Source organism: Qaidamihabitans albus (assembly GCF_016464705.1).
Lineage (GTDB): Bacteria > Actinomycetota > Actinomycetes > Mycobacteriales > Pseudonocardiaceae > Qaidamihabitans > Qaidamihabitans albus.
Genome location: NZ_JAEHOB010000014.1, coordinates 52,107 through 72,528, shown reverse-complemented (window position 1 = coordinate 72,528; position 20,422 = coordinate 52,107). Strand labels below are relative to the sequence as shown.

Sequence of the window (20,422 nt, the reverse complement as noted above, 5' to 3'; positions counted from 1 at the left end):
ATCATGCGGCTTATCGGCAATCCACAGGTGGCCCGAACTCTGGGGGATGATCTGGTGGAACGAAGAAGTACAAGCGATTCGGGAGACGAGGCCGATCGTTCCGTTCCGGCGCCACCAGCAGCGGCACCGTCGTCGGTGCTCGCGGAGCTCGGCCGGGACTGCGGTGACTTGCTCGGGCCGGTCGAGTTCGTCCCGATCCACACGTTGCGCCCAGCCGACTCACCCCGCCTCTCCGGCGAGGACAACCAGCACGCCGAGGTGCTCGCGGAGCTGGGGGAGCGAGTGCCGCCGATCATCGTGCACCGCGCTTCGATGCGGGTCGTGGACGGCATGCACCGCCTGCGGGCCGCGGTCATCCGGCAGGAGGACCACATCCGGGTCCGGTTCTTCGACGGCGAGGAGGTGGACGCGTTCCGGCTGGCCGTGACCCTGAACGTCATGCACGGCCTACCGCTGACGCTCGCGGACCGGCGCGCGGCCGCCAGCCGTATCCTGAAAGCCCAGCCGCACCTGTCCGACCGCTCGATCGCCCGCACTGCCGGGCTGTCCCCGAAGACCGTCGGCTCGTTGCGCCAGCAGGTGCTGGGCGACCAAGACCAGTCCAAACGCGTCGGCAAGGACGGGCGGGTCCGCCCGGCGAACATCGCGCAGGGCAGGCGGATCGCGAGTATGCTGTTCGCCGAGCGGCCCAACGCCTCGCTACGGGAAGTCGCGCGCAGCGCCGGAATCTCACCCGCGACCGCGCGTGACGTGCGGGCACGCCTCGACCGCGACGACGATCCGGTGCCGGCGCGGCTGCGCGAGGCCGAGCAGAGCTGGCGAAGCGTGCCGGAGGAACCGCACGAGAATTCGGTGGACCAGGACGGTTTCGCCCCGGCCGACCCGAAAGACCGGGAGATGCCGCGAGTGCGGCCGACCACCGTGACGCCGGTGGAGTTCGAGGGCGCCCGGCGCACGCGGGATCCTGCGGCGACACTCGCGACGCTCTCCCGCGACCCGCGCCTGCGGTTGACGCAGTCGGGCCGGGCCATGCTCGTGTGGTTCCGTAGCCACGTGGTGAACCCGGTGGAGTGCGAGTCCCTGGTCCGCACCGTCCCCGACCACCTCACCGGCCGCGTCGCGCAGCTCGCCCGCGAGGTCGCCGCGGCGTGGATCGCGCTCGCGAACCAGCTCGAGGACTCCGCGGCCCGTGAGGCGGCGCTCGCGGCCACGCACGAGAAAAGCGAGAAGGCACTATGAGACCGGCCGAGACGAGCGGCACGGCCGGCGAGGCGGGCTCTGGGGCGAACGCCGGCGCGCCGGAGCAGCCCGACGCAGCGGATCACGCTGACGAGGTCGCGCTGGTGACCGGCGTGGCCAGGGGTATCGGCCGCGCCGTCGGCGTCCGGCTGGCCGGTGCGGGCTACCGCGTGGCCGGCTGCTTCCAGCGCAGGAGCGAGGAGGCCGAACGCCTGGAGCACGAGCTTGCCGCCGTTGGCGCGAAGACGTACTTCCAGCGGTGCGACGTGCGAGACGCCGGCGAGGTCGAGCGGTTCGTCGCGGCGGCGGAGGAGGCGCTCGGCCCGCTGACGGCGGTCGTGAACAACGCAGGCGTGACCCGCGACGCGAACACGGTGATGATGGATCCCGAGCAGTGGAGCACGGTGGTCGACACCAACCTGACCGGCACCTGGAACGTGTGCCGCACCGCCACCTTCCGGCTGCTCAAGCGCAGGCGCGGGGCCTTGGTGAACATTTCCTCGATCGCGGGCGTGCATGGCAACGCCGGGCAGGGCAACTACGCCGCGTCGAAGGCCGGGATCATCGGACTCACCAAGTCGCTTGCCAAGGAAGTGGCCCCGGCGGGGATCCGTGCGAACGTCGTCGCGCCCGGCTACATCGAGACGGACATGACGGCCGGCCTGTCGGCGAAGGGCCAGGAGAAGGCCCGGGCCGCGATCCCGCTGCGCCGGTTCGGCAAGCCGGAGGACGTGGCCGCGCTCGTCACGTTCCTGCTCTCCGACGAAGGCTCCTACATCACCGGCCAGGTGTTCGCCGTCGACGGTGGCATGGTCCTATGATCATCCGGCCGACGCGGCTCCCACCGGAGGCGTCCCCGATCACGGTGCACGACCTCAGCGCCACCGTCAACGAGGACGCCACGACGGTCACCGCGGCCGCGCACGTCGATCCTGACGGCCCCTATCTGCGCGGGCATTTCCCCGGGGACACGGTGTTCCCCGGCGTCTTCCTGCTGGAGCTGCTGGACCGTGCAGTCAGCGCCGTCGAGCCGCCGGGTACCCGCCTGGTCGAGGTCGAGTCCGCGCGGTTCACAGCGCCCGCGCGCGGCGGCGACGTCGTGCGGCTGTCGGTCCGGGTGCCGCACGGGCTGCCCGAGGTGCCCGCCGTCGTGGACGCCACGTTCACCGGTCTCGACGGCATCCGGCTCGCCAGGGTCCGCGCGCGGTTCTCCGGCGAGGGTCCGTCATGAGACCGGGGCAGCGGGACGTCCACCGACTGCTGCCACATGGCCACCCGATGGTCCTGCTCGACCGGGTCGAGCTGCTCGTTCCAGGACGCGTTGTCGAGGCGAGCAAGGCCGTGACTGTCGGCGAGCCGTGCTTCGCGGGTCTGGACGGCAACACGCCACCCGAAGGGTGGGCACTGCCCTCGTCGCTGCTCGTCGAGTCCTTCGGCCAGGCCGCCGTGGTGCTCTGGCAGGCGACACAGGACACCGAGCTGTCCGCCACCGGCGCGATCCCCATGCTCGCGGTGATCCGCCGCTGCCGGTTCCTCGGCCGGGCGTATCCCGGTGACGTGTTGTGCCACCACGTCGAGCTGGACCACTCCGGCCCGAACACCGCCATCGTTTCTGGGCATACGGCGGTGGGCCAATGCACGATTGCGGAGTTCGGCGAGCTGATGGCGGTGACAGGGAACGCGGGAAAGGCGGGTCGCGGTAACGGCCGGCCCGCACCGTCTCGCGCGAACGGGAATCCGACGGCAGAAGGAGCGTTGCGGTGACGAACGTCGAGGACCGGAAGACCGAGCTACGTGAGCTCGTCGCGGAGGTGCTGGAGATCGAACCGGACGAGCTGACCGACCACGGCGACTTCGTCGAGGACTACGACGGCGACTCGCTGCGCGCGATCGAGCTGCTCGCCCGCATCGAACGTAAGTACAAGATCGAGATCCCGCAGCAGGAACTCGCGACCATGCGTGACTTCGACGCCGTGTACGCTGTCACGGCCGGCTACGCCGGATGGCGTTCCTAGGCCATGACTCGAGTGCTGATCACCGGGCTCGGGCCGGTGTCGAGCATCGGCATCGGCGCCGCTGCGTTCGAGAGCGGGCTGCGCGCCGGGCACTGCGGCATCCGACCGATCGGGAGCTTCGACACCACCGGCTTCCCGCGTGTCCTCGGTGGAGAGGTCCAGGTCTTCGACGCCGGTTCGATCCTGTCCCGGATCGAACCGGAGGAGTGGGGCCGGTCGAGCCAGTTCGCCGCGGCCGCCGCTCGCCTCGCCGCGCGCGACGCCGGGTTGCAGTGGGAGCGGATCGACCCGGAACGGGTCTCGGTGGTCATCGGCACCACGAGCGGCGAGGCCAAGGTGACCGAAATGTTCGCGCAGCAGCTCGTCGGAGGCGGGTTCGAGGGTGTCGATCCGGACATCGCGCGGCGGCTGCCCGCCGACCGGCTCTCCTCGGCGGTCAGCGCGGAGCTCGACGCGCACGGGGAGTCGATGACGATCGCGACAGCCTGCTCGGCGAGCAACTACGCGCTCGGCTATGCCTACGACCTCATCGTCAGCGGTGAGGCCGACGTCGTGTTCAGCGGCGGGGCCGACTCGGTGTGCCGTTGGGCGCACGCGGGATTCCTCCGGTTGGGCGCGGTCGCCGAGCGGACCTGCTCACCCTTCGACCGCGATCGCACCGGCATGGTGACCGCCGAGGGCGGGAGCATGCTCGTGCTGGAGAAGGCCGAGCTGGCGCGGGCACGTGGCGCTGTGCCGTACGCGGAGTTCCTCGGCTACGCGTCCAACTGCGACGCGACTCATATGGTCATGCCGAACGCGAGCTCGATAGCCGACTGCATCAGCGCGGCGCACGAGACCGCAGGAGTGAAGACGGGCGACGTCGACTACGTCTGCGCCCACGGCACGGGGACACCGGCGAACGACGTCACCGAGGCACAGGCCCTGTATGAGGCGTTCGGCGGAGACGTGCCGCCGGTCAGCTCCATCAAGTCGATGCTGGGGCACACGATGGGCGCGGCGAGCGGGTTCGGCGCGATCGCGTCGGCGCTGGCGATCGCGCGGGGGTTCCTCCCACCGACGATCGGCTGGTCCACACCGGACCCGGAGATGGCGTGGCTGGACCCGATCCCGAACCGGCACCGGCAGGCGCCGGTCAGGGTCGCGCAGAACAACGGCTTCGCGTTCGGCGGAAACAACGCGATCGTGATGCTGGGAGCGGCCTCGTGACTGCCGTGGCCATCACCGGCGCAGGCGTGCTCAGCGCGGCCGGGCGGGCGCCTGCGGAGCTGGCGGCCGCGCTGAGCGGCACCGCCACGCCGGAATGCGACCCCGGGGAGCCCGGTCTCGGCGTTCCCGGTTTCGACACGAGGGCCGAGCTCGGCCGCAAGGGCACCAGCTTCTTCGACCGCAGGACGGCGCTCGCCGTCGTCGCGTGCCGTGCGGCGCTGGAGGATGCCGGTATCGACCTGGCCACGGCCGACCGGAAGCGGGTCGGCATCGTGCTGGGCACCTCGGCGGGCAGCGTCAAGTCGTCGGTCGAGTACGCCGTCGAGACGTTCACGCAGGACCGTCCCCACATGGTCAACCCGGGCTTGTTCCCGACGACGGTGATGAACTGTGCCGCGGGGCAGGCGGCGATCTGGTTCGGCCTGCGCGGTGTCAACGCCACGCTCGCCGGCGGGCCGCTGGCACTGGTCTCTGTGCTGCGCTACGGCGCGAACCTGTTGAGCACCGGTCAGGCCGACGTGCTGCTCGCCGGCGTCGTCGACGAGCTCACCCCGCATGCGGCGTGGCTCGCGCGCACCACCGGGCTGCCCGCGTCGACCCAGCCCGGTGAGGGTGGTGCGGTGTTCACGCTGTCGGCGGCCCGTCGCGAGGCCGCGCCGGACGCCGAGATCCTCGGAGTGGCGCTCGGATTCGCTCCGGAGTTCGGCGACCGGCCCGCCGCGCTCGGCCGTTGCGTGCGGCGCGCGCTGGCCTCGGCGGCGACCGTCGGCGCCGATCGCGCCGGTGACGTGACCACGGTGTCGATGCGTTCGACCGCCGACGAGCGGCAGGACAGGGCGATGTGGCGGGCGGTGTGCCGCGCGGCCGAGGAAGCGGGAGCCAGGAAACCGGAGTCGCTGACGACGCGGCGGCACGCGGGCGACTGCGGGGCCGCGACGGCCGCACTCGACCTGGCCGCGCTCATCGGACGGCACCGGGCGAGCGGCGACCTCGACGGCAGGCTCACGGTGCTCGCGGCCCACTCGCCCGAAGGGGCGGTCGGCGCGGCCGTGGTGAGGGGATGGTCGCGTGGTCCGGATCAGGGCTAGCGCCGCGCTGACGTGCCTCGGCGACGGCGCCGCGACCTTCGCGGCGCTGCTCGACGGCCGCAGCGGGGTCGGTTCGCTGCCGCACATCGACGCGGGCTCGGTGAACGTGACGTGCGGCTACTCGATCGACGGCGACGCTCCGGAACCGGGCTACGGCGCCGGCGGGCTGCTTTCGGTGGTGGTGGCGAGCGCGCTCGCCGACGCGGGGCTGGACCCGGACACCGACCGGGTACCGGTCGTGGTCGGCACGGGCCTTCGCGAGTCGCGTGCCATCGAACGCTGGGCGGCAGGCGAGCGGCCGGTCGAGCTGGAGCGGCTGCACTTCGGCGCGGCCGTCGCCGGGGTCGGCGGGGCCCTGGGCCCGGTGGTGACGCTGTCCAACGCGTGCAGCGCGTCGGGGCACGCACTCGCGCTCGCGCACGACATGGTCGAGCTGGGCTTCGCGAACCACGTGGTCGCGGCGGGCGCGGACGTGATGGCCGTGTCGATGCTCGCGATGATCGGGCGCGTCGCGCCGGAGCCGACACGGCAGGTGCGCCCTTTCGACACGCGACGCACCGGGGTGCTGCTGGGCGAGGGCGCCGCGGCCGTGGTGGTCGCGGCGGGGCCCGCCGGTGACGGCGAGGCCGAGCTGCTCGCGACCGGGCTGTCGTGCGACGCCAGCCACGAGACCATTCCCGACGAGGCGGGCATGGTGCGCGCGATGGAGGACGCCTACGCCCGCGCTGGGGTGCGCAGCGCCGACGTGGACCTCGTCGTCGCCCACGGCACGGGGACCGAGCAGAACGACCCGGCCGAGGCACGCGCGCTGCGCCGCGTCTTCACCGCGCCGGGCCGGCCGGTGCTCACAGCCGTGAAGGGCGCGGTCGGGCATACCTCGGGCGCCGCGGCGCTCGTCAACGTGGATGTCGCGCTGCGGGCGATGCGGGAAGGCCGCGTGCCACCGGTCGTCGGGCTGCGCACTCCCATCCCCGAGACTGCCGAGTTCCGCCTCGCGGGTGGCGAACCGGGGCACACGCCGGTGCGGCTGGCCCAGGTCAACGCGTTCGGCTTCGGCGGGCTCAACGCGGTCACCCTGATGGCGGCGCCGGGGGCGGCCCGATGAGCCGCCCGGTCGTGCTCACCCGCTGGGCCGTGTGCCTGCCCGGCCTGCCGCCCGGCACCACGTTCGAAGGGTGGGCCCCGGACGACGTGCCGCCACCGGAGCGGGCGGGCGAGTTGCTTGGACGCAAGGGTCTGCTGGCCAAGGAGCCGGCGACGAGGCTCGCGCTGTGCGCCGTGCACCGGGCGTTCGGGCTGCCCGAGCGTGCGCCCCGCCGCACCGCCAGCGACCTCTCCCCGGACACCGCCGTCGTGATCAGCTCGAACCTCGGCAACATCGCTACCGTGGCGCGGCTGAGCACGTCGGTGCGCGAGGAGGGGGTGCGGGCCGCGAGCCCACTGGACGCGCCGAACGCCTCCGGCAACGTCATCGCCTCGACCGTCGCGATCTGGTTCCGGTTCGGCGGGCCCAACCTGACCGTGTGCTCAGGGCATCCTTCCGGACTGGACGCCGTCGGCCTCGGCCACATGCTGTTGCTGTCCGGTCGCGCGCGGCGGGTCGTGGTCGTCGGCGTCGAACCGAGGGATGCGACGGCGGACGCCTTGCTCACGGATGCCACGGGTGAGCCGGGCGTCGCCGTGGCCGCGTGCGTCGTGCTGGAACCGGAGGGCGTCGGCGCGCCGCTGCACGAGGTGGCACCGGTGTCGAACACGGAAAGGCCACACGTCGTCGCCGACCGTGGCGACGACGGCAGGTCCGAACTGGACACCGGAAGTGATGGCCGTGGCTACGGTGCCGAGGGGGTCCTGCAGGTGGCCGTGGCCGCGGCCGTGGTGACGGACGATCCTGGCGTGCGGTCGGTGACCGCCGTGTGCGGCTCGAGGACCGAGGGGTTCCGCTCGGCGCTCGTCGGCTCGCCGAGGGTGACGTTGGGGGCCGCGTGAGCACCACGTCGCGACCGCGCCGCCTCGGCGAAGCCAGGCCGGACCGCCCGCTGGTGGCGTTCGTACACGGCCTCGAGGACGACTGGCGCTCGTGGCGTGCCGTGGCCGGCGCGCTGGGCGAGAGCTGGGACGCGATCGCGCTCGACCTGCCATGGCGCGCGGGCAACGACTACGACTGGCGGTGGAGCGCCTCGCCCGCCTCGTGGGCGGCCACCGCGCTTGCCCAGCTCGACCGCGAGCCCGACCTGCTGGTCGGCCATTCCTTCGGCGCGAACGCCGCGCTGGAGGCGGCGGCGCGCGGGTACACCGCTGCGGCTGCGCTGGCGATGGTGATGCCGTTCTACCGCCCGCCGGTGCCACGCCCGACCTGGCGGACGTGGCACCGCTGCCGGGTGGCGTTCGAGGAGCAGATGCGGGAGGCCGTTCGGGTCCGGCTCGCCGGAAGGCGGGACCGGCTCGTCGACGAGATCGTCGAGTCGATGACCGGCAAGGTGTTCGACCGCATCGGACTGCCCGGGTTCCTTTCGGTGTTCGAGCAGTACCTCTCGAGCGGTCACCTGCCGGTGGCGACGCTGGGCGTGCCCGTCCTCGTCGTGGGCGGGGAGCGGGACCCGAGCACCTCCCGCGAGGGAATGGCCGAGCTGACGGCCGCCCTGCCGAACGCCGCGCTGTCCTGGCACGCCGAGTTCGACCACTTCTGCCACATCCGGCATGCCGGGCACGTCGCCGAACTGCTGTCCCGGTTCGCGGCGCCGCCTGCCGAGCACACCGTCGAAAGGAGTGAACAGCGATGAGCGCCGAACCAGCCGCGGGCCCGGTCACGGTCGAAGGGGCCGGCAGCGTCGTGCCCGCCCTGCGCCCCCGCTATGCCAGCGCCAACATCCGCACGTGGATCGGCTTCAAGCAGTTCATGGAACTGGCCCAGGAGGCGGTGCTCGGGTGGTTCCGGCAGCGCGGGTTCGGGCCGAGGCACCTGTTCCACGAATGCGGCGTGGGGCTGCGCGTGCTCGACTCGTCCGTGTTGCTGCCCGCCGTGCTGGAGGTCGACGACGAGGTGACGGCCGAGGTCACGCGCAACGGAGTGGACACGTTCACGGTGCGGCTGCGCGCGGGCGGCGGTGCGGCGGCACAGCGGGTGCTGCGCGGCAAGGTCACCGTCGCGCTCGTCCCCGAGGCTGCGGCCGAGGCGGGCGTGGACGTGCCGGACGAGCTGCGCGCGATGCTGGGGAGCGCGCCCGAAGGCGGCGGGCGGCCTCCCGCCCCGCCTGACGGGTTCGGCTGGAACTGGCGGGTCCGCTATTTCCACTGCCACTACTCCGACGTCGTTCAGCACTCGACGTACGTGGCGGCCCTCGAGGAGGCCGTGGACCGCTTCCTGCACGAGGTCGGCCTCTCGGTGCCGTCCGTGCTGTCCGGGCGTGGCTGGATCCCGGTCGTGTCGCGGGCGCGGGTGACCCTGCACGGCGACGCGCGGATGGACGAGGTCGTGCGCACGACGTTCGGCGTCGACGACGTCGTCGCGGGGCGCGCGTTCGAGGGAAGGATGGCGTGCCACGTCGTCGAAGGGGGCCGCCGGCGGATGGTCGCGGACGGCACGATCCTGCACGGCTATGCGATGACGAAGGGTGAGCGCGCGGGCGAGCTGGCCGAGCTCGGCGACGAGATGACGGAGCTGCTTCTGGGCAAGGGGGTCCGGTGAGGACGGTCAGGAGGAAGCCCGCGATGCCCCGCGTGCACTTCTCGTTCCGCAGCCCGTTCAGCTGGATCGCGCTGACCAGGCTGCTGCGTGCGGTGCCCGACCTCGACCGGCACGTCGAGCTGTTGCCGTACTTCGACCCGGACGAGCGCACCGCCGAGGCGCTCCGCGCGCGGGATGCCGACTTCCACTACCAGCAGATGAGCAAGGCCAAGCACCTCTACATCCTCTACGACGTGCGCCGCCAGGTGAGCAGGCACGGCCTGACGATGACGTGGCCGGTCGACGTGGACCCGTGGTGGGAACTGCCCCACCTGGCCTGGCTGCGGGCCGTCGAGCTGGGGGAGGGGACGCGGTTCTATGCCGGGGTGACAGCCGCCCGGTGGGAGCGCGGGGAGAACGTGTGCGACCCAGCCGTGGTGCGCGCGATCGCCGAGGAGGCCGGACTTCCCGGGGACGAGCTGGCCGCTGCGCCCGACGACCCGCGGCTGCGCGAGGCCGGAGTCGATGCCCTCGTGCGTGCCTACGAGGACGACGTGTTCGGGGTTCCGTACTTCCGGACTGGCCGACAGCGGTTCTGGGGACTGGACCGGGTCGACGACTTCATCGCCGAGCTGACCGGCGGGCCCCCGGTGGAGGTGGCTCCGGTGCCGGCCGCGGTCGCGGAGCTGGTCGGCGCGTACGACACCGACACCGCGGGGGGCTGTGGATGACCGGGGCGAGTGCGAGGGCCGTGATCGTCGACGCGGTGCGCACGCCGATCGGCAAGCGGGCCGGCACCCTCTCGATGCTGCGACCGGCCGAGCTGCTGCGCACCGTGCTGTGCGAGCTGCTGCGGCGCAACGACATCGGACCGTCCGCAGTGCACCAGATCGTGGGCGGCTCCGTCACACAGGTCGGGGAACAGGGCTTCAACGTCACCCGGTGCGCGTGGCTGTCCACCGGGCTCGACTACGCGGTGCCGTGCATGACCCTCGACGCGAGCTGTGGCTCGGCACAGCAGGCGAGCGAGGTGGTCCGTGCGCAGATCGAGGCAGGCACGCTGGACCTCGCGATCGCGTGCGGCGTGGAGAGCATGAGCAGGGTGCCGGCGGGTGCCAACATTCCCGGCGGGAAGGCGGACTACCGCACCGACGACTACCCGTGGGACGACCCGCCGGGGTTGCAGTTCGGCGGTGCCGAGCGCATCGCCCGCCGCCAGGGGCACACCCGGGAGCACCTCGACGACTACGGGCTGCGCTCCCAGCGGCGTGCGGCGAAGGCGAGCGCCGACGGCGTTTTCGCGGGCGAGATCGTTCCAATGTCCACTCCGGACGGCGAGGTGACCGAGGACGAGGGCATCCGCGACACGTCGCCGGAGGGACTCGCGGCGCTCGCGCCGACCATCCGTGGCGGCCTGCACACCGCGGCGACGACGTCGCAGGTGTCCGACGGTGCCTCGGCCGTCCTGTGGGCCTCGCGCGACCGCGCGGCGGAGCTGGGCCTGCGCCCGCTGGGGCAGGTCGCGGGTCACGCGTTCGTGGGGGCGGACCCGTACTACCTGCTCGACGGCCCCTTCGACGCGACCCGCGCCGTGCTCGCTTCGACCGGCATGACGCTGGCCGGTATCGACATCGCCGAGGTGAACGAGGCGTTCGCGAGCGTGGTGCTGTCGTGGGCCGAGCGCACCGGCGCCGACCTGGACCGTGTCAACGTCAACGGCGGGGCGATCGCGCTCGGGCACCCCATGGGTGCGACCGGGGTCAGGCTTATGGCCACGGCGCTTGGCGAGCTGCGCAGGCGCGATGCCGAGCACGCGCTGGTGACGATGTGCTGTGGCGGCTCGCTGGGCACCGCGACGATCCTGCGGCGCCTGTGACCGTCCATACCGGACAACCAGGAACCAGGGCACGAAGGGACATGGCATGACACCGGAACCGGCCGTCGTCGAACCAGCCCGCAAGTTCACCCGTGCCGAGCTGGACGAGCTGGTCTGCGGACTCGCCGCCGCGCTCGCCGCACACGGCGCCGGGCCGAACGGCCGGGTCGGCTGGATGATGGGTAACCGGGCCGAGGTGCTCGCTGTGGCACTGGCAGCTCGCGGGCTCGGCGCGCCCGTCGTCGCGTTCGGCCGCCGGTGCACTCGGGACGAACTGGCCGGGCGGATCAGGATCGCGGGGCCCTCGGTGATCGTGGTGGACGCCGTCGACCGGGAGCGCGTGCGCGCCGCCGCCGGCGATGTGCCGGTGCTCGACGTCGACACCCCACTGCCGACCGGACCCGCCCCGCGGGCTCCGGTCGGTACCGGTGTGCCGGACCGGCTCGGGGCCGGCGCCTCGCTGCTGTTCACGTCCGGTACCAGTGGCAGTCCCAAGGCCGCCCTGCGCACGCGCGGTGACCGGCGGCTCGCCGAGACGATCGCCGACGGTTTCGGTATCGGGCAGACGACGCGCTTCGTCGTGTCCGGGCCGCTGGCGCACTCCGGGCCGTGGACATGCTCGCTGATGGCACTCGCGCGCGGGGGAACGGTCGGTATCCTGCCCGGGTTCGACGCCGACGGCTGGCTGGGTTTCGCGGCGGAGCAGGCCATGAACAGCGGGTTCCTCACCCCGACGCAGGTGCGGCTGCTGGTGCGCGCCGCGGGCGCCGCACGGGGGCCGCGGCCCGCGCTCGACCATGTCGTCGTGTCGGGCGAGCCCTTTCCCGACGAGCTCAGGCTGGACGCCGTGCGCACGTTCGGCCCCGGCTTCGTGGAGTGCTATGGGAGTACCGAACTGGGACCACTGACCGCATTGCCCGCACGCGAGTTCGGTGCGCGTCCCGGCTCGTCGGGGCGCCCGTTCGCCGGTGTCGAGGTGGCCGCGTTCCACGAGGGGGAGCGGCTCGGCCCGGGTGAGGAGGGCGTGCTGCACGCGCGTACGCCGCTGGCTTTCGACGGCTACGTGGGTTCCGGCGGTTCCGGCGGGGCGGCACCGCCCGGCGCCGGTGACGGCTGGGCGACGGTGCGGGACGTGGGTTTCGTGGACCCGGACGGCTACGTGCACGTCACCGGCCGCGCCGACGACATGATCATCAGTGGCGGGGTGAACATGTTCCCCTCCGACATCGAGACGGTCGTGAACGCGCATCCGGCGGTGCGGGCCTGCGCCGTCTTCGGGCTGGCCGACCCGGTGTGGGGACAGCGGGTCGCCGCCGCTGTGATCAGCGACCGCGACGTCGGTGCCGAAGAGCTGCGCGAGTGGCTGCGCGGCCGGATCTCTGACGACAAGCGGCCGTACGACGTGCTTCGCGTCGCCGAGCTTCCCGTGACCGCCAACGGCAAAGTGAGCAGGCGGAAGCTGGCGCGGCTGGCGCGAGCCGTTGTGCCTGGTCACCGCTCGTGAGTGCGCACGCGAGTTAGAACACGGCTCCTCACTCACGACCGGTGATCTGCGGAAACAGTGCACCCTGGTCTGTTCCAGGGGTGCGAGGACGGCCTCGTAGGCGTGCCGCAGCGGGTGGCACGCTGCCGATGGCGTCGGCCTCCCGCAGGTCGGCCAGCTGCCCAGGCGGGTAGCCGAGCCACTCGGCGAGCACCTCGTCGGTGTGCTGGTCGAACATCGGCGCCGGCGTGGCCGCCCGCAGCGGCTCACCATCGACGGTGACCGGGATGCCGAGGTAGGCGCGCCGGCCGACGACCGGATGGTCGACGAGCTCCAGCATCCGTTCCTCGGCAAGGGCTCCCGAGCGCAGCAGGGACCTCATGGAGTGCACGCGCTGGGCGTGAGCACCCCCGGCCCGCAACGCCGCGCACACCTCGTCGGCGGGCCGGGCCGCCGCCCAGCGGACGAGCCCGCCGGAACCGGCGGGACCGGCACCGGTTCCGCCGTCGGCGAGCACGTAAGCGACGTGGCCGTCCGCCGTGGCCAGCACTCCCGCGCCCGCGGCACCGGGCTCGGCGTTCCCGAGCCGCGCGGGGTCCCGGTGCTCCTGGCCCGCGAGCACGATGTCCTCACCGAACTGCGACCACAGCGTCTCCTGCTGGGAAAGGTCGATGGCGCTGCCGGGGCCGCCCCCGGCCCGCGCCGCGAGTGCGGCGAGGACGGCGACGGTGGCATGCACTCCGGCCACGGCATCCGGGTAGTACGTCGGGCTCGTCCGCGCCCCTGCTTCGGGCGGGCCGAAGCGGGCGGCGAACCCGCCCATGGCCTCGGTCAGCATGCCGAAGCCCGCCATGGCGCGGTCGGGGCCCTTCGCGCCGAGGGCAGGCATCGTGATGTGCACGAGGCCGCGCCGCACTCGTTCCGCCACGAACCCGTCGAGGCCGCGGTCGGCGAGCACCCGGTGATTCATGTTCACCACCAGCACGTCGGCGGTGTCCACCAGGTCGCGGAAGACCTGACGGCCCGCCTCCGCGCGGAGATCCACCGACACGGCGCGCTTGCCCCGGTTGAGGCTGTTGAACTGCGCGGAGGCGTCGTAGGTGATGTCGTCGGGTTCGAGCCCTTCGCCGGGGGAGACGCCGAGGTCACGCAACCGGAACCGGGTTCGCCACCCGTCGGGATGCGAGCCGGCCTCGACCCTGATCACGTCGGCGCCGGTGCTCGCGAGGAACCGCCCGACGAACGGCCCCGCCCACGCCCACGTCAGCTCCACGACACGCGAGCCGGTCCGTGCTCCCGCGAAGCCGCGGGACCTCGGCCGCGCCGGATCGAACCACGCGTCGTCCTCGCCCGGCCGGGCAAGGCGCAGCGGATCCGGACCCGGCCGGCCGTCGATGCGCCACGGCCGCGTGGCGATCGGACCCCGCGCCGCGCCCGTGACCTCGCCGATGAAGCCGCGCTCGGCGAGGTGCCGGTCGGTGAGCACGTCGCGTGCCGAGAGCACCATGCCCGCCGACCACCCCGCTTCCAGCGCGAGGTCGAAGATCTCCCTCCTGGTACGGGCCAGGTACCAGCCGGCGATCTCGGCCCGCAGCTCCTCCCGGTTGCGCCACCGGTTGGCCCAGCTGAACCGGGGATCGGCGACCAGGTCCTTCCTGCCGTAGAGGTCGCACTGCAGCACCCAGTCCTTGCCCCGCACCGTGCCGGGCACCACGTGGCCGTCCGCGCACGGGAACGCGCCGGACGGGAACGTGCCGGTCTGGAAGCCCGCCTGCCTGCGTTCCTCCTCCGGGTCGTCCCCGCGCGGGGACGTGCACGCGTACAGCGTGGCCGCCGCCTGGCATTCCGCCGCCGAGCGCGCCGCGCCGACCCACGTGACCTCGGCGTGCGCGTGCCTGTCTGCGCAGGCCAGCGCCGCGGCGGCAGCGTATGCGCCCGCCAGGTACTGCGACTGGCGGCCGGGCAACCGCCACAGGGCACCGTCCTGCTCGGTCGCGGCCAGCAGCCCGGACGCCGCCTGCACGAGTAGCTCGTCGGCGGGTTCCCCGGGCCTGTCCGCGTCGATTCCCCAAGCCGTCACCGAGACCAGCAGCGGAGGGTCCGAGACGGAGGCGGTGTCCTCCCACGGCCCGAACGCGGACCGGACCCGGTCGCTGAGCACCACGTCGGCCCAGTCCAGTGCGGACGGAACCGCGACCGCGTCCGCGCTCACCGAGCGCTTTCCCGCGCCCAGGTGCACGAACAGCGGGCTGGGGCCGCCCTGCGTCCCGCCGTCGACGGGGATCCGGCGCGCGGGGTCGCCGCAGGCGGGCTCGACCTTCACCACGGTCGCGCCCAGCATCGCCAGCAGCCGTCCCGCGTAGGGGCCCGCCACCCCCGTCGCCACCTCGATCACCCGCAGCCCGGCCAGCGGTGCGTTCGCCCGCGCGTTGTCGTCGTCCGCAGTGGTCACCATGCCCCGCACCATCGGGCGGGCACGAAAGCGGTGGCAACACTTCGGTTCCGCCCGCGTGCGTTCCTCTCACGTTGACATCCCGGTGCCGCACGGCGAGCGTGAGGCGCGTGGGGTGGGCGGCAAGGCGAGCGCGGACCGCGAGAGGACACCATGACGCTGCGGATGTACTGGTTCCTGCCACTGCACGGTGACGGTCGTGACCTCGCCGGTACCAGGGGCGGTGACGGCCGGGGCCGGGAGTGCCGCAGGGACCTCGACCTGAACTACCTGGCGCAGGTGGCCAGGGCGGCCGACGGGCAGGGCTTCGACGGCGTGCTCACACCGTTCGGGCTGTTCTGCGAGGACCCGTGGCTGGTCGCGTCGGCTCTCGCCGCGCAGACCCAGCGGCTGCGGTTCATGATCGCGCTGCGGCCGGGGCTGGTGTCACCGACGCTGATCGCCCAGATGTGTGCGACGTTCCAGCGCATCTCCGGTGGCAGGCTGTTGCTCAATGTGGTCACCGGCGGGGATCCCGAGGAGCAGCACCGCTACGGCGACTGGCTCGACCACGACAGCCGCTACGACCGCACCGACGAGTTCCTCACCGTGCTGCGCTCGCTGTGGGCGGGCCGCACGGACTTCAGCGGGGACCACTTCACGGTGGCGGGCGGAAGGGTCGCCCGCCCGCCCGCCGCGTGGCCGCGGGTCTTCGTCGGCGGCTCCTCCGACGCGGCCGTGCGGGTGGCCTGCCGGCACGCCGACGTGTACCTGTGCTGGGCCGAGCCGATCCCGCTGCTGGCCCGCCAGCTCGGCCGTGTCCGCGAGCAGGCGGAACGGGCCGCGCCGGATCGCGAGCTCGAGTTCGGCACGCGGCTGCACGTCATCACGCGGGACCGCGCCGAGGACGCGTGGGCCGTCGCCAACAGCGTGCTGGAGCACCTCGACCCTCGGATGGTGCAGGACGCGCGGCGGCGGATGGCGGCCTCCGACTCCGAGGGGCAGCGCCGCATGGCCGCCCTGCACGACGGCGACCACGGTACCGGCGAAACGTCCACACTGGATGCAGCCGGCCTCGAGGTGGCACCGAACCTCTGGACCGGGTTCAGCCTCATCCGGCAGGGGCCCGGCATCACGCTCGTCGGCTCCCACGCCGAGGTGGCCGACCGGATCACCGAGCTGCACGACGCGGGTGTCGAGCACCTGATCCTGTCCGGCCAGCCGCACCTGGAGGAGGCGTACTGGGTCGGCGAGGGTGTCCTGCCACTGCTGCGTGAGCGCGGCGTGCTCGGTGAGCAGGCCCCGCAGCTGGTGGGAGGCGGTGTGTGATGGCGACCGTGGCGGCCACCGCGACGGCGCACCGCACGGCTGAACAGGAGCGGCTGCGCCGCAAGCAGCGCCTCGCGGCGACGTTGCGGTTGTTCGCCGAGCGCGGTTTCGACGAAGGCGTCGGCGGGCATGTGACGGCCCGCGACCCCGAGCGCACCGACCACTTCTGGATCAACCCGCTCGCCGTGCATTTCGGTCACATCCGGGTCAGCGACCTGCTGCTGGTCGGCCCGGACGGCGCCGTGGTGCACGGCGAGGGCGGGATCAACCCCGCAGGCTTCGCGATCCACTCCGCCGTGCACGCGGCACGCCCGGACGCGGTGGCCGCAGCGCACACGCATTCGACGCACGGCAGGGCGTTCGCGACGCTGGGCAGGCCGCTGACGCCCATCACGCAGGACGCGTGCGCGTTCTTCGACGACCACGCCGTGCACCACGCGTTCTCCGGCGTGGTCACCGATGCCGAGGAGGCGGAGCGGATCGCCATCACGCTCGGCCCCCGCAAGGCGGTCATCCTGCGCAACCACGGCCTGCTCACGGTCGGCGGCACGGTGCAGGAGGCGGCGTGGTGGTTCCTGACCATGGACCGCTCGTGCCAGGTGCAGCTTGCCGCCGATGCGGCCGGTGAGCCCTACGTGATCGACGACGAGTCGGCGCGGAAAACCTACGCCACCATGGGCACGCCCGAGATGGGCAGGCTCAACTTCCGGCCGCTGTACGCCGACATCGTGCGCAGGCACCCCGATCTCCTCGACTGACCACGAAGGACCCGACCGACCCGAAGGAACGGACAACCGCAGCATGCCGACCAGGGACGACGTGCACGCAGGCAGCGTCGCCGACGCCGGGAGCTACACGCATGGGCCACCGCACGCCGAGTTCGCGCGGCTGCGTCGCGAGGCACCGGTCGCGTGGCTGCCGGAACCGACGCGGCGGCTGCGCTCGGGAGCGGGATCCGTCGAGCACACCGGCACGGGGTTCTGGGCGGTCACCCGGTACGAGACCGTGCTGGCGGTGTCACGGCAGCCCCGGCTGTTCTCGTCGGCCGCGCGCGGCGCGTTCCTCAGCGACCCGAAGTCCCACGCGGATCTCGAACGGGCGCGGCAACTGCTGATCGGCATGGACCCGCCCGAGCACGCCGTGCTGCGCAGGAGCATGGTCGCGGCGATGCCGAGCCGCGCCCGGCTGGTCCAGTCGGTGCGGGACCACGTCGCCACGCTCGTCTCGGCGTTCGAAGCGGACGGTGGCGGGGACGCCGTCGCGCGCCTCGCCGCGGAACTGCCACTGCTCGTGCTCGCCGACCTGCTCGGGGTGCCGAGGGCCGACCGGGGACTGTTCTACGAGTGGAGCAACAACCTTGTCGGCTTCGACGATCCCGAGATCGGCGGCGGCGATGTCACCACGTTCACCCGCACCATCGGCGAGGCGTTCGGCTACGCGCGCCGCCTGGCGAACGAGCGCCGCCGCCAGCCGCGCGAGGACTTCGTCAGCGCGCTCGTCAACCGCGACGACCCGCTCGACGAGGCGACGTTCTGCCACGCGTGGCTGCTCATGGTGGTCGCGGGCAACGAGACGACCCGGCACCTCATCTCCGGTGGGCTGGACCTGCTGCTGGAGCATCCCCGGCTCGCCGCCGCGCTCGCGGACGGCGGGGCCGTGCCACCCGCCGTCGAGGAGATGCTCCGCTGCATCACGCCGATCATGCAGTTCCGGCGCACCGCGACGGCGGACACCGAGTTGGCGGGGCAACCCGTCGCCGAAGGCGACAAGGTGATCCTCTACTACGTTTCCGCGAACCGGGACGAGGCGGTGTTCGACCGGCCCGACGTTCCCGACCTCGGCCGCGACCACAACCCGCATCTCAGCTTCGGCGCGGGGCCGCACTTCTGCCTCGGTGGCCACCTGGCCCGGCTGGAGGCGGTGGAGCTGTTCACCGCGCTACGGCCGTACCTGGCCCGCATCGAGCGCACGGGGCCGCCCAGGCGGCTCGCGTCCAACTTCATGAATGGGTTGAAGGAGCTGCCGGTCGGTCTGGGACGATGAGCCGGCCCGATGCGCGGGCGTCGAGAGGGGAATCCGCCATGGCCGACTGGGACACGGTGTGCCGGCTCGCCGAGCGGCTGCTGCCCGAGCTGGAGCACAGCACGTCGTACCACACACCGGCGTTGAAGGTCCGCGGCAAGCTGTTCGCGCGGCTGCGCGAGGACGGCGAGTCGATCGTGGTGTTCGTCGACCAGGGCGAGCGTGACGCGCTGCTGACGGAGAACCCCGGGACGTTCTTCATCACGCCGCACTACGAGAACTACCCGACGGTGCTCATCACGCTCGCGAACGTCGACGAGGACCAGCTCGGGGAGCTGCTGGTCGAGTCGTGGCGGCGGAAGGCGCCGAAGCGCGCGCTGCGTGCGCTCGACGACGCTGGGGACTGAGCGCGGGCCTACCGTGTCCTGGCCCGACCATCCCGACCTCACGGCGTGGCTGCGTGCCCCGGCGGCCGACCGGGGCGTGCGCTTCGCGCACCGGGACGGCTGGGACCACTGGAGCTACCCGCGGCTGGCGGGGCTGACCCGGCGGTTCGCGGCCACCTACCGGTCGATGCGGATCGGCGACGGCGACGTGGTCGCCCTGCTACTGGGCACCGGCCCCGAGTTCGTGGCGGCGTTCTACGCCGCGGCCGTGGTCGGCGCCGCCGCGGCGCCCGTCGCCCCGCCGCCGCTGTTCGGTGACGACGGCGAGCACTCCGCGCGGATCGCCGCCGCCCTGCGCACCGCCACCCCCGCCGTGGTGGTGACCGGCGCACGGCACCGCGCGCACGCCGCCGCACTGCCCACCGTCATCGCCGAGGAACTCCTCGCCGAGCGGAACGAGGAAGGGGCGAGCACCGGTGTCGCCGTGCCGCACGACTCGGCCCGCATCGCGCTCGTGCAGTTCACGTCGGGCTCGGTGGCGGCACCCCGGGGGATCCGCGTGCCCTGCTCGGCGCTGACCACCACGATCTCCCAGCTCGGCACGTGGCTCGGGCACACGCCGGAGCTTGCCACGGCCTCGTGGCTGCCGCTGCATCACGACATGGGGCTCGTGGGCTGCCTGCTCAGCCCGATCGCGCACTCGGCCGACCTGTGGCTGCTGCCGACCGAGGAGTTCATCCGCAGGCCCTCCCGCTACCTGCGCTGCTTCGGCGAGCACGGCGCCGCGCTGTCCGCGATGCCGGCGTTCGGGCTCGAGCACGTCGCCGCCCGGGTGCGGCCGCGCGACCTCGACGCCTGCGACTTCAGCCCGTGGCGCGTGCTCATCGTCGGCGCGGAGCGCGTCGCTGCCGGTGCGTTGCGCCGCTTCGGGGACCTGCTCCGGCCGTACGGCTTCGATCCGGCCGCGATCGTGCCCGCGTACGGGCTGGCCGAGGCGACGCTCGCCGTCACGGGCACGCCGATGTTGCGGGGCTGGCGGTCCGTCACCGCCGACCCGGCGACGCTCGTGCCCGGCTCGCGGGTGCGCGAGGGGCCGCGGCGCGGTACCGAGATCGTCAGCTCGGGACCGCCGCTCGCGCCCACCCGCGTGCGCGTCGTCGACGACGACGGCCACGCCGTGAACGAAGGGGTGGTCGGCGAGATCGTGGTCGAGAGCCCGACGGTGGCCGCGGGCTACACCGCAGGGCAGGGCATCGCCGGCTCGCGCCTGGACGGCGCGACACTGCACACCGGCGACGCCGGGTTCCTCCTCGACGGCGAGCTGTACGTGCTGGGCAGGCTCGGGGACGCGATGAAGTTGCGCGGCCGCACCGTGCTCGCCGAGGAGCTGGAGGCAGGTCTCGCCGAGGGCGGCTCCCGCCCGGTGATCGCGCTCGGCCCCCGCGCGGGCGAGCCGGTGCTGCTCGCCGTGGTCGGTGCCACCGAGCCCGCCGAGCGGGTCAGGGACATCAGGGCGGTGCTGGCCCGCGTCGGCGAAGGCGCCGAGGTCGCGGTGCGGCGCGTTCCCGCCGCCAGGATCCCGCGCACGACGAGCGGCAAGCCGAGGCGGCGCGAGCTGTTCCGCCGCTTCCTCGCGGGCGAGCTCGACGAGGTCGCGGGGACGTACCCGATTTCTTGACC

Annotated in this window: 20 protein-coding genes; 19 read left to right on the top strand and 1 reads right to left on the bottom strand. The window is 73.1% G+C overall.

All coding sequences use genetic code 11. The annotated features are described in order from the left end of the window. The first annotated feature begins 135 nt into the window (after positions 1-135). The 14 genes from JAP66_RS23970 to JAP66_RS23905 are packed head-to-tail and all read left to right on the top strand — an operon-like array spanning position 136 to position 12,595. Positions 136-1,239 (top strand): ParB/RepB/Spo0J family partition protein, encoded by a 1,104-nt coding sequence (locus tag JAP66_RS23970; protein ID WP_199434097.1) that lies wholly within the window; start codon positions 136-138, stop codon positions 1,237-1,239. After that, positions 1,236-2,060 (top strand): 3-oxoacyl-[acyl-carrier-protein] reductase, encoded by an 825-nt coding sequence (fabG, locus tag JAP66_RS23965; protein WP_199434096.1) that lies wholly within the window; start codon positions 1,236-1,238, stop codon positions 2,058-2,060. Before JAP66_RS23970 ends, fabG begins: the two co-directional genes overlap by 4 nt. Next, entirely contained in the window at positions 2,057-2,470 is a 414-nt protein-coding gene (locus tag JAP66_RS23960; RefSeq protein ID WP_199434095.1) for an ApeI family dehydratase, read from the top strand. Before fabG ends, JAP66_RS23960 begins: the two co-directional genes overlap by 4 nt. Beyond that, positions 2,467-3,003, top strand: coding sequence for a 3-hydroxyacyl-ACP dehydratase FabZ family protein (locus JAP66_RS23955; RefSeq protein ID WP_199434094.1), 537 nt, complete (start codon positions 2,467-2,469; stop codon positions 3,001-3,003). The genes JAP66_RS23960 and JAP66_RS23955 overlap by 4 nt, the downstream gene beginning before the upstream one ends. Then, positions 3,000-3,254, top strand: a complete 255-nt coding sequence (locus JAP66_RS23950) for an acyl carrier protein (protein WP_199434093.1) — start codon at positions 3,000-3,002, stop codon at positions 3,252-3,254. Before JAP66_RS23955 ends, JAP66_RS23950 begins: the two co-directional genes overlap by 4 nt. A 3-nt stretch (positions 3,255-3,257) precedes the next feature. Continuing rightward, positions 3,258-4,463, top strand: coding sequence for a beta-ketoacyl-[acyl-carrier-protein] synthase family protein (locus JAP66_RS23945; RefSeq protein WP_199434092.1), 1,206 nt, complete (start codon positions 3,258-3,260; stop codon positions 4,461-4,463). Beyond that, the gene (locus JAP66_RS23940) at positions 4,460-5,551 is read left to right on the top strand and encodes a beta-ketoacyl synthase N-terminal-like domain-containing protein (protein ID WP_199434091.1); all 1,092 of its coding nucleotides are present in this window, start codon (positions 4,460-4,462) and stop codon (positions 5,549-5,551) included. The genes JAP66_RS23945 and JAP66_RS23940 overlap by 4 nt, the downstream gene beginning before the upstream one ends. Next, positions 5,532-6,656: a beta-ketoacyl synthase N-terminal-like domain-containing protein gene (locus tag JAP66_RS23935; protein ID WP_199434090.1), complete on the top strand. Its 1,125-nt coding sequence runs from the start codon at positions 5,532-5,534 to the stop codon at positions 6,654-6,656. The genes JAP66_RS23940 and JAP66_RS23935 overlap by 20 nt, the downstream gene beginning before the upstream one ends. Then, entirely contained in the window at positions 6,653-7,537 is an 885-nt protein-coding gene (locus JAP66_RS23930) for a beta-ketoacyl synthase N-terminal-like domain-containing protein (RefSeq protein WP_199434089.1), read from the top strand. Before JAP66_RS23935 ends, JAP66_RS23930 begins: the two co-directional genes overlap by 4 nt. Further along, positions 7,534-8,331: an alpha/beta fold hydrolase gene (locus JAP66_RS23925; RefSeq protein ID WP_199434088.1), complete on the top strand. Its 798-nt coding sequence runs from the start codon at positions 7,534-7,536 to the stop codon at positions 8,329-8,331. Before JAP66_RS23930 ends, JAP66_RS23925 begins: the two co-directional genes overlap by 4 nt. After that, positions 8,328-9,236: a thioesterase family protein gene (locus tag JAP66_RS23920; RefSeq protein ID WP_199434087.1), complete on the top strand. Its 909-nt coding sequence runs from the start codon at positions 8,328-8,330 to the stop codon at positions 9,234-9,236. Before JAP66_RS23925 ends, JAP66_RS23920 begins: the two co-directional genes overlap by 4 nt. A gap of 23 nt (positions 9,237-9,259) precedes the next feature. After that, complete coding sequence (locus JAP66_RS23915) at positions 9,260-9,946, top strand: 2-hydroxychromene-2-carboxylate isomerase (RefSeq protein ID WP_199434086.1); 687 nt, start codon at positions 9,260-9,262, stop codon at positions 9,944-9,946. Next, positions 9,943-11,091, top strand: coding sequence for an acetyl-CoA C-acyltransferase (locus JAP66_RS23910; protein ID WP_199434085.1), 1,149 nt, complete (start codon positions 9,943-9,945; stop codon positions 11,089-11,091). Before JAP66_RS23915 ends, JAP66_RS23910 begins: the two co-directional genes overlap by 4 nt. Before the next feature lie 46 nt (positions 11,092-11,137). Further along, positions 11,138-12,595, top strand: a complete 1,458-nt coding sequence (locus JAP66_RS23905) for a class I adenylate-forming enzyme family protein (RefSeq protein ID WP_199434084.1) — start codon at positions 11,138-11,140, stop codon at positions 12,593-12,595. A 28-nt stretch (positions 12,596-12,623) separates the two neighbouring features. On the opposite strand, the gene JAP66_RS23900 is transcribed toward JAP66_RS23905, so the two are convergent. After that, entirely contained in the window at positions 12,624-15,029 is a 2,406-nt protein-coding gene (locus JAP66_RS23900) for a CoA transferase (RefSeq protein ID WP_199434083.1), read from the bottom strand. Between the two features lie 150 nt (positions 15,030-15,179). On the opposite strand from JAP66_RS23900, the gene JAP66_RS23895 reads away from it, so the two are divergent. Genes JAP66_RS23895 through JAP66_RS23875 form a run of 5 tightly spaced genes read left to right on the top strand, consistent with a single transcriptional unit; the run spans position 15,180 to position 20,420 of the window. Continuing rightward, positions 15,180-16,334 (top strand): LLM class flavin-dependent oxidoreductase, encoded by a 1,155-nt coding sequence (locus tag JAP66_RS23895; protein ID WP_199434082.1) that lies wholly within the window; start codon positions 15,180-15,182, stop codon positions 16,332-16,334. Next, a complete protein-coding gene (locus JAP66_RS23890; protein WP_199434081.1) occupies positions 16,334-17,092 on the top strand; it encodes a class II aldolase/adducin family protein in 759 nt (252 codons plus the stop codon). The genes JAP66_RS23895 and JAP66_RS23890 overlap by 1 nt, the downstream gene beginning before the upstream one ends. Before the next feature lie 43 nt (positions 17,093-17,135). Then, a complete protein-coding gene (locus tag JAP66_RS23885) occupies positions 17,136-18,377 on the top strand; it encodes a cytochrome P450 (protein WP_199434080.1) in 1,242 nt (413 codons plus the stop codon). A 38-nt stretch (positions 18,378-18,415) separates the two neighbouring features. Next, positions 18,416-18,763, top strand: coding sequence for an MmcQ/YjbR family DNA-binding protein (locus tag JAP66_RS23880; RefSeq protein WP_199434079.1), 348 nt, complete (start codon positions 18,416-18,418; stop codon positions 18,761-18,763). A gap of 13 nt (positions 18,764-18,776) precedes the next feature. Continuing rightward, complete coding sequence (locus JAP66_RS23875) at positions 18,777-20,420, top strand: AMP-binding protein (RefSeq protein WP_199434078.1); 1,644 nt, start codon at positions 18,777-18,779, stop codon at positions 20,418-20,420. Positions 20,421-20,422 lie beyond the last annotated feature (2 nt).

Coding starts and splice junctions, on each gene's coding strand:
- fabG (WP_199434096.1), top strand. CDS start 1,236: ATGAGACCGGCCGAGACGAGCGGCACGGCCGGCGAGGCGGGCTCTGGG.
- JAP66_RS23960 (WP_199434095.1), top strand. CDS start 2,057: ATGATCATCCGGCCGACGCGGCTCCCACCGGAGGCGTCCCCGATCACG.
- JAP66_RS23955 (WP_199434094.1), top strand. CDS start 2,467: ATGAGACCGGGGCAGCGGGACGTCCACCGACTGCTGCCACATGGCCAC.
- JAP66_RS23945 (WP_199434092.1), top strand. CDS start 3,258: ATGACTCGAGTGCTGATCACCGGGCTCGGGCCGGTGTCGAGCATCGGC.
- JAP66_RS23930 (WP_199434089.1), top strand. CDS start 6,653: ATGAGCCGCCCGGTCGTGCTCACCCGCTGGGCCGTGTGCCTGCCCGGC.
- JAP66_RS23920 (WP_199434087.1), top strand. CDS start 8,328: ATGAGCGCCGAACCAGCCGCGGGCCCGGTCACGGTCGAAGGGGCCGGC.
- JAP66_RS23915 (WP_199434086.1), top strand. CDS start 9,260: ATGCCCCGCGTGCACTTCTCGTTCCGCAGCCCGTTCAGCTGGATCGCG.
- JAP66_RS23910 (WP_199434085.1), top strand. CDS start 9,943: ATGACCGGGGCGAGTGCGAGGGCCGTGATCGTCGACGCGGTGCGCACG.
- JAP66_RS23905 (WP_199434084.1), top strand. CDS start 11,138: ATGACACCGGAACCGGCCGTCGTCGAACCAGCCCGCAAGTTCACCCGT.
- JAP66_RS23900 (WP_199434083.1), bottom strand. CDS start 15,029: ATGGTGACCACTGCGGACGACGACAACGCGCGGGCGAACGCACCGCTG.
- JAP66_RS23895 (WP_199434082.1), top strand. CDS start 15,180: ATGACGCTGCGGATGTACTGGTTCCTGCCACTGCACGGTGACGGTCGT.
- JAP66_RS23890 (WP_199434081.1), top strand. CDS start 16,334: ATGGCGACCGTGGCGGCCACCGCGACGGCGCACCGCACGGCTGAACAG.
- JAP66_RS23885 (WP_199434080.1), top strand. CDS start 17,136: ATGCCGACCAGGGACGACGTGCACGCAGGCAGCGTCGCCGACGCCGGG.
- JAP66_RS23880 (WP_199434079.1), top strand. CDS start 18,416: ATGGCCGACTGGGACACGGTGTGCCGGCTCGCCGAGCGGCTGCTGCCC.